The 7,656-nt window shown below is 65.2% G+C and carries 8 protein-coding genes; 2 read left to right on the forward strand and 6 right to left on the reverse strand.

The genetic code is table 11. The features are described from left to right. Nucleotides 1-21: 21 nt before the first annotated feature. Nucleotides 22-432, forward strand: a complete 411-nt coding sequence (locus tag VGD20_RS02210) for a SufE family protein (RefSeq protein WP_331132894.1) — start codon at nt 22-24, stop codon at nt 430-432. A gap of 57 nt (nt 433-489) precedes the next feature. Here VGD20_RS02210 and VGD20_RS02215 read toward each other — a convergent pair whose 3' ends face one another. Both VGD20_RS02215 and VGD20_RS02220 read right to left on the reverse strand, forming a co-directional pair. Continuing rightward, nucleotides 490-726 carry a hypothetical protein gene (locus VGD20_RS02215; protein WP_331132888.1) on the reverse strand — a complete coding sequence of 79 codons (237 nt, stop codon included), beginning with the start codon at nt 724-726 and terminating at the stop codon, nt 490-492. Continuing rightward, the gene (locus tag VGD20_RS02220) at nt 726-1,778 is read right to left on the reverse strand and encodes a Leu/Phe/Val dehydrogenase (RefSeq protein WP_331132889.1); all 1,053 of its coding nucleotides are present in this window, start codon (nt 1,776-1,778) and stop codon (nt 726-728) included. Before VGD20_RS02220 ends, VGD20_RS02215 begins: the two co-directional genes overlap by 1 nt. A gap of 126 nt (nt 1,779-1,904) precedes the next feature. On the opposite strand from VGD20_RS02220, the gene VGD20_RS02225 reads away from it, so the two are divergent. Continuing rightward, nucleotides 1,905-2,369: an Lrp/AsnC family transcriptional regulator gene (locus tag VGD20_RS02225; RefSeq protein ID WP_331132890.1), complete on the forward strand. Its 465-nt coding sequence runs from the start codon at nt 1,905-1,907 to the stop codon at nt 2,367-2,369. Between the two features lie 15 nt (nt 2,370-2,384). Here the strand turns inward: VGD20_RS02225 and trmB are convergent, their stop codons facing one another. From trmB to lnt, 4 genes are read right to left on the reverse strand one after another with little or no spacing between them, the layout of a single operon-like run. Next, entirely contained in the window at nt 2,385-3,098 is a 714-nt protein-coding gene (gene trmB, locus VGD20_RS02230) for a tRNA (guanine(46)-N(7))-methyltransferase TrmB (protein ID WP_331132891.1), read from the reverse strand. A 41-nt stretch (nt 3,099-3,139) separates the two neighbouring features. Then, nucleotides 3,140-4,399 (reverse strand): threonine synthase, encoded by a 1,260-nt coding sequence (locus VGD20_RS02235; protein ID WP_414714530.1) that lies wholly within the window; start codon nt 4,397-4,399, stop codon nt 3,140-3,142. Further along, a complete protein-coding gene (metK, locus tag VGD20_RS02240; protein WP_331132892.1) occupies nt 4,396-5,616 on the reverse strand; it encodes a methionine adenosyltransferase in 1,221 nt (406 codons plus the stop codon). Before metK ends, VGD20_RS02235 begins: the two co-directional genes overlap by 4 nt. Nucleotides 5,617-5,668: 52 nt before the next feature. Next, complete coding sequence (lnt, locus tag VGD20_RS02245; protein ID WP_331132893.1) at nt 5,669-7,483, reverse strand: apolipoprotein N-acyltransferase; 1,815 nt, start codon at nt 7,481-7,483, stop codon at nt 5,669-5,671. Nucleotides 7,484-7,656: the final 173 nt, after the last annotated feature.

A 7,656-nucleotide genomic window follows, 5' to 3' on the forward strand; every position in this document is an offset into this window, starting at 1 on the left:
CATCTATGCAAGGGCGCGGCCATGCGCAGCCTCTCAGACACCTTCGAAGAATATGACTTTCTCGACGGCGACGATCGCTATCGCCTGCTGATCGAACTCGGCCGTTCGCTCGAGCCGATGCCCGACGCGCTCAAGACCGATGCGACGCTCGTGCGCGGTTGCTCGGCGAGCGTCTGGGTCTATCCGGTGCCTCAGAAGGATGGCCGACTCCATTTTCTTGCCGACAGCAATGCCGCGATCACCAAGGGCATCGTCGCGCTTGTCCTCGCCGCGGTACAGGACAAAGCCGCCACCGAGGTCGCGGCGATGGACGTCGCTGCCGCGCTGGCCCCTTTCGACCTCACGCGCCAGCTGTCGTCGAACCGCACGCAAGGCGTCCCCAACATGATTGCGCTGGTGCAGGAAACCGCACGCCGCATCGCGGCTGGCTGACTTCGCGTTTACGGCTGCTATGGGGTGCGAAAGCCGACGTTCCACTGTCCGCTCGGGTCAGGCCGCCATATCGTAGAGTTCGGCGTCGATCACCGTCACCGCTTCATGCAGTTTCGCCGCGATTGTGGCGGCCTGTCCCGCCGCGAGGCCGTCGACGGTGATCTCGATCCGCATCCGGCCCTGCTCGACCTGCATTTGCATTGCCAACGGCATGATCGACCGCTGCGCGAAAAAGCCGGCGACGCGCGGAAGCGAATGCGGGTCGAGGATCGCGTCGATCCGGAACCGGTGCATCAGGCAGCGGCCCGTTCGGCGCCCGCGATCACCTCTTCGGCCATTTCGTCGGCGACCATGGCGGGCGAGCGTCCTTCGCGCGCCGCGCGTTCGAGGAGCGCGGCGACGCGCGGGCCGATCGCCGCGACCCGCAGTTCGACATCGGCTTCGTCTTCGCCCAGATATTCCGCCGATACATTGATGATCCCGCCCGCGTTGACGACATAGTCGGGCGCATAGGCGATGCCGCGTTCGAGCAGCAGCGCGGCGATATCGGGGCTGGCAAGCTGGTTGTTGGCCGCACCGCAGACCAGCTTTGCCTTCAACCGGCCGACGGTTTCGGGATTCAGCGCGCCGCCGAGCGCGCAGGGTGCGAAGATCTCGGCATCGGCCCCGGCAATCGCATCGACGTCGACGATGCGCGCACCGAGGATCGCGCCGAGGCGGTCGCGCCGCGCCGGATCAGGGTCGGCGATCACGAGATGCGCGCCCGCATCGGCGAGGCGGCGGCAGAGATCGGCACCGACATTGCCCGTGCCCTGCACCGCGACAGTAAGCCCTTTCAAGTCGCGTCCCAGCGCAAATTCCGCCGCGACGCGCATCGATTCGAACACGCCCTTCGCGGTCCACGGCGACGGATCGCCGCCGGCGCGCCCTTCGGCGCTCGGCAGCCCCGCGACATGACGCGACACGCTGGCCACCTCCTGCATGTCGGCGACCGACGTCCCGACATCCTCGGCGGTCACATAGAGGCCACCGAGATTCTCGACCGCCCGGCCGAAAGCGCGGAACAGCGCGACGCGGTCGAACTCGCCCTCGGGGCGTCGCAGCACCGCCTTCGCGCCGCCGAGCGGCAGGCCAGCGAGCGCATTCTTGTAGCTCATGCCCTCGGCCAGCCGCATCGCGTCGCCGAGCGCGTGGCGCATGTCGGGATAGGACCACAGGCGGCAACCGCCCGCGCCGGGCCCCAGCGTCGTCGAGTGAATCGCAATGAATCCGTCGAGCCCTGCTTCGAGATCGTAGAGGCGCACGCATTCAAGCGGCGGCGCCAGGCGGGCAAGACGGACGACCATGAAACTCTCCTCTGGATCGGGAAAGGCATGATCGCATCGAACCGCGGGACGATCTTGCCCCAATTCGCGCAACAAACCGGCATTTTTGGGATTATCTGTTCTATAATTTGCGATTATAGGGATCATATGACCGACCTTGATCCGTTCGAGATAAAAATCCTCCGCGAATTGCAGCGCGACGCGAATCAGACGACGGCGGAGGTCGCCGAGCGCGTCGGCCTGTCGGTGTCGCCCTGCTGGCGGCGCATCGACCGGCTCGAACGCGATGGATTCATCCGCAAGCGCGTCGCGATCGTCGACCGGCGCAAGGTCGGGCTCAACGCGCATGTGTTCGCGCAGGTCAAGCTCAATGCCCATGGCCGCGCCAATCTCGACGAGTTCAGCGAAACGATCCGCGGTTTTCCCGAAGTGCTCGACGCCTATGTGCTGATGGGGACGACCGACTTCATGCTGCGGATCGTCGCGAAGGACATCGACGCCTATGAACGCTTCTTTTTCGATCAGCTGAGCAAATTGCCCGGGGTGCAGGAAATCAATTCCACCGTCGCACTGTCCGAAATCAAGGCAACGACCGAACTGCCGCTGGGATAGGGCTCCGACGCGGCGTTATTTGCGCCGGTAGCGGAAATACCAGACCTCGTGCCCCTGCGCGCGCGCCTTGGCTTCATAGCGCGTTTCGGGCCAGCCGCCCGGACGGACGAGGAAATCCTGCGCGTCCTGCGCCAGCCATTCGAACTGGTGGCGATGGCGGCGCATGACCATCAGCGCGTGCGCCAGATAGATTGGATGGTCGGTACCGAAGCGGAACTCGCCGCCGGGCTTCAGCTTGGCCGCGATCAGGTCGAGCGGACCGTCGTTCATCATCCGCCGCTTGGCATGGCGCGCCTTGGGCCATGGATCGGGATGGAGCAGATAGGCGAAGCTCAGGGCGCCATCGGGAATCCGCCGCAACACTTCCAATGCATCGCCATGGTGGATGCGAATATTGCCGAGCGGCAACCTGGCCCCATGATCGCCCGCAACATGAACCAGCGCCTGCGCGACGCCGTTGATGAAGGGCTCGGCACCGATAAAGCCATGATCGGGCAGCATATCTGCCCGCCCCGCCATATGCTCGCCGCCGCCGAAACCGATCTCGAAATGCAGCGGCCGGTCGTATCCGAACAGCGCTTCGGCGGTGACATCGCCCTCTGCGGGGACCGCGATCTGCGGCAGCAAGGTGTCGACCAGATCCTGCTGGCCCGCGCGCAGGGGCTTGCCCTTCGAACGGCCATAGAGGCGGTTGATCGTCGTCGGATCGCCGGGTTTGTAAGCAGTCATGGCGCGCGCGTTAGCCCCAAGGCTGCGCGGCGGCAAGCCGCTCAGAGCCGCGTGAAGTCGATCGGTGCGTGGCGGTCGAGCGTCCGCGATGCGTCGGGCAGCGGATATTTGAGCCCGGTCGCGCAATTGAAGAGCAAGGCGGTCTCGCCGTCCCGCATCCAGCCCTCGGCGCGCGCCTGCCGCCATGCTGCGAGCGTCGCGCCGCCTTCGGGGCAGAGCAGCAGCCCGTCGCTGCGCGCGGCGTCGTCAACGGCGTGCTGGATATCGGCGTCGCTGACCGCCACCGCGCGGCCGTTCGATTCGCGCACCGCGTCGAGGATCAGGAAATCGCCGACGGCTTGCGGGACACGGATGCCCGCCGCGATCGTCGCGGCATCTTCCCAGCGCACCGCATGGCGTTCACCGGCTTCCCAGGCGCGGACCATCGGCGCGCAGCCTTCGGCCTGCACCGCGACCATGCGCGGCAGCTTGCCGGTAATCCAGCCGATCGCCTGCAATTCGGCAAAAGCCTTCCACATACCGATCAGCCCGGTGCCGCCGCCGGTCGGATAGAAAATGACGTCGGGCAGTTCCCAGCCGAATTGTTCGGCCAGCTCGAGCCCCATCGTCTTCTTGCCCTCGATCCGGTAGGGTTCCTTCAGCGTCGAGAGATCGAACCAGCCGTTCGCCGCCGCGCCTTCGCGCACCAGCTTGCCGCAATCGTCGATCAGCCCGTTGACCCGGTAGACGCGCGCGCCCTGTGCCGCGATCTCGCGAACATTGATCTCGGGCGTGTCGTCGGGGCAGAAGATGATCGCTTCCATCCCCGCCTGCGTCGCATAGGCGGCCGCGGCCGCGCCCGCATTGCCGTTGGTCGGCATCGCGATGCTGGTGACGCCGAGTTCCTTCGCCATGCTGATTGCCATCACCAGCCCGCGCGCCTTGAACGATCCGGTCGGCAGGCGGCCTTCATCCTTGACAAGCAACGTGCCCGGCGCGGCCCCCGCCGCTCCGGCGATTTTGTCGAGCGCGATGACCGGCGTGTCGATCTCGCCGAGGCTGACGATATTTTCGCTGTGCCGCACGGGGAGCAGTTCGCGCCAGCGCCACAGGTCGCGCGGACGCGCTGCCATGCCCGCCTGGTCGATTACCGCCGCGACGCCGGCGAGATTGTAGCGGACGAGCAGCGGGCGCCCTGCGTTCGACAGGCCGTGCAGCACATCGGCCTGGTATCGCTCACCGGTCAGCCCGCACTCGAGATGCGTGACGAAGGTCGGCCGCCCGGCCGTCAGATTGGCATTGAGCGGCAGCGACGCGCTCAATTTGCGAGGGCTGCCTTCAGCTTGTCCACCAGGTCGGTGCGCTCCCACGGGAAGCTGTCGCCTTCCGACGTACGCCCGAAATGGCCGTAGGCCGCGGTCTGCTTGTAGATCGGCTTGTTAAGGCCGAGGTGGGTGCGGATGCCCTTCGGCGTCAGCTTGACGAGCTGCGGGATGACCGCCTCGATCTTGCCCTCGTCGACGGTGCCGGTGCCGTGCAGGTCGACATAGATCGACAGCGGCTCGGCGACGCCGATCGCGTAGCTCAGCTGGATCGTGCAACGGCGCGCGAGGCCCGCGGCGACGATATTCTTGGCAAGGTAACGCGTGATATAGGCGGCCGAACGGTCGACCTTGGTTGGATCCTTGCCGCTGAACGCGCCGCCGCCGTGCGGACTCGCGCCGCCATAGGTGTCGACGATGATCTTGCGGCCGGTCAGGCCCGCGTCGCCGTCGGGACCACCGATCTCGAAACGTCCGGTCGGGTTGATGTGATAGACGGTGTTCGCGGTGAGCAGTTCGGCAGGCAGCACGTCGGCGATCACTCCGAGCACATATTTGCGCAGCTCGGTGTATTTCGCTTCGTCGCCTTCGCCATTGTGGAAAAAATAGCCCGGCGCGTGCTGCGTCGACACGACGATCGCGGTCGCCTCGACCGGGCGCTCGTTGGCGTAGCGCAGCGTGACCTGGCTCTTCGTATCGGGTTCGAGGAACGGCGCGGTGCCCGCCTTGCGGTCGGCGGCCATGCGCTCGAGGATCTTGTGGCTGTAATCGAGCGTCGCGGGCATCAGGTCGGGGGTCTCGTCCGACGCATAGCCGAACATGATCCCCTGATCGCCGGCGCCTTCATCCTTGTCGCCGCTCTCGTCGACGCCCTGCGCGATGTGCGCCGATTGGCCGTGGAGGTTGTTTTCGAAACGGAAGGTCTTCCAGTGGAAACCGTCCTGCTCGTAGCCGATCTCGCGCACCGTGCCGCGGACGGCGGCTTCGATTTCCTCGAGCGCGCCCGGTGCCCATTCGCCATTTTCGAACACGCCCTTGCACCGGATTTCGCCCGCGAGGACGACGAGCTGGGTCGTGGTCAGCGTCTCGCACGCGACGCGCGCCTCGGGATCCTTCGACAGGAACAGGTCGACGATCGAATCGCTGATCTGGTCCGAAACCTTGTCCGGATGACCTTCGGACACGCTTTCGGAGGTGAAAAGGAAGCTGTTGCGCATGGGAGAACCTTTTGCAGATCGAATATAAAGGAAGCTTTATGTCGGCGTGCTGTTAGCGTCCGCGGCGGCGGTTGGCAATGGCGAGCGCGAGCAGCAGCAACGCAAATCCGACGGGCAGCATGTTGCCATAGCGCGCGAAGAGCGTCGGCGCATGCGCGCGCGGCAACTCCGTATCGATGCGCCCCGCTGCATGCATCGGCAGCGATTCGACGATGCGGCCATCGGCATCGATCACCGCGCTGATTCCCGTCGGGGTCGCGCGCACGACGGGCAACCCTTCCTCGATCGCGCGCAGCCGTGCCTGTGCCAGATGCTGCGGCGGGCCCCAGCTGCCAAACCATGCATCGTTCGAGGGGTTGAAGATGAAATCGGGCCGATGCGCACGATCGACGACCTGTCCCGAAAAGATGATTTCGTAACAGATTTGCAGGCCGACATTCAGCGCCGGGCGTGCGTAATATTTCTGAACGAGTCTTTCGGCGTCGGTGGCTTCAGGGGACAAGGGCGGCGGCACGACCGCGGGCAGCGCCAGCGTGCGCGGCCCCGGCCCCGGCCAGAAATCGATATCGCCCGGCGCGAGCCGCGACAGTCCGAGGGCCGACAGGATAGGTCGCATCGGCAGATATTCGCCATAAGGGACGAGGTGCGATTTGTCGTAACGCGGCCCGAGCGTCCCGTCTGCATGCACAGTCATTACCGCGTTGCGTGCACCGACAACGTCGCCACTCTTGTCGAGTTCGAGCCTGAGCGCGCCGAGCAGCATGACGTCGCTCGGGTTCATCAACTCCGTCAGCCGCGCGCGGGCTTCGGCGGGCGAGCGGTCGTAATAGGGAAGCGGATAGCCGGTCTCGAGATAGTCGGGCACCGCGGCTTCGGGCCACAGAATCAGGCGCGGCGTGTCATCCGTGGGCTTGGTGAGGCGCGCGAGCTTGGCGAAATTGGCGTCGGCCTTGCTGCCCTCCCATTTATCTTCTTGCCCGACATTGGGTTGAACGACGGTAATTCGGGGCGCGGAGCTGGCCGGGTCGAAAACGAAGCTGCTGCGCGACCCCCAATAGCCGGTTGCCAACATTGCGACGCCGAGCACGGCGACGATGGCCAGAAACTTTGCAAAGCGTCGCGTGTCGAACTCTTCCAGCGGTGCGCCGGCAAGATCGCTCTTCAGACGCGGATCGGGAATGTCGCGCCGCTTGAATGCGCGCTCGATGAAGAAGGCCTCGATCGACGCGGCGAGCAATCCCGCCCACAGCATGATAACGCCGCTGACCCCATAGGTCCCGACGAATGCAAGATAGTCCCTCCCGACCATCCCTGAGAGATTCCCCGACACTGAAATTGCGGCGAGGGGGTTCCACGCGAAGCCGGTGAAAACCCATGCACGTAACCATTCCGAGAGTATCCACAGCGCTGCGAAGCTCAGGAAATAGGATAAAGTCATGGCGGCAAACGGCAGTGCTTTCGGTGTGCCCTTGACCCGTCGCAGCGGATTCCCGGGACCAGCCAGCAACCGCACCAGCCATGCCCCCCACGCAGCAAGCGCAGGATACACTGCCAGATAGAGCGACAGCAGCACGACCGCGATCCATCCGAGCCACGCGGGCATCGCCGCCTGATAGGTGAAGGCGGTTGCGATCCAGTTCAGCCCGATGACAAAATGGCCCACACCGAAGGCCCAGCCCACGCCCAGCGCGCGCGATCCCTTGGGGCTCTTCGCAACGAGCGCCATCCAGCCCGCGAGCGCGAGCAGGGTCAGCGGCCAGAGGTTCAGCGGCGCAAAACCCGTCGCCGACACGGCGCCGAGGAGCAGAGCCAGAAGCTTTGGCCAGCGATCGGCGAAAGCGGCGATGCGGGAAAAGGTCGCGGTCACGCGCGCTCTATTAGCGGGACGCCGCGTGGCCGACAATGGCGCTTGCGCCTCTCCCGCCGCACCCGGCTTTGCAGCTGCTTCCAGCCCCAAGGCGCCCTCCCGAAAAATCCCGATTGACCATCGCTCGATTTGATATAAATATGATATCATCTTTATATCGAGTGATTCGGAGG

It is taken from the genome of Sphingopyxis sp. (assembly GCF_036402335.1).
Classification (GTDB): Bacteria; Pseudomonadota; Alphaproteobacteria; order Sphingomonadales; family Sphingomonadaceae; genus Sphingopyxis.

Bases quoted from the DNA above. Each gene is read 5' to 3' on its own strand.
- VGD20_RS02215 (WP_331132888.1), bottom strand. From the start codon at position 726: ATGCACCGGTTCCGGATCGACGCGATCCTCGACCCGCATTCGCTTCCG.
- trmB (WP_331132891.1), bottom strand. From the start codon at position 3,098: ATGACTGCTTACAAACCCGGCGATCCGACGACGATCAACCGCCTCTAT.
- VGD20_RS02210 (WP_331132894.1), top strand. From the start codon at position 22: ATGCGCAGCCTCTCAGACACCTTCGAAGAATATGACTTTCTCGACGGC.
- VGD20_RS02220 (WP_331132889.1), bottom strand. From the start codon at position 1,778: ATGGTCGTCCGTCTTGCCCGCCTGGCGCCGCCGCTTGAATGCGTGCGC.
- VGD20_RS02225 (WP_331132890.1), top strand. From the start codon at position 1,905: ATGACCGACCTTGATCCGTTCGAGATAAAAATCCTCCGCGAATTGCAG.
- metK (WP_331132892.1), bottom strand. From the start codon at position 5,616: ATGCGCAACAGCTTCCTTTTCACCTCCGAAAGCGTGTCCGAAGGTCAT.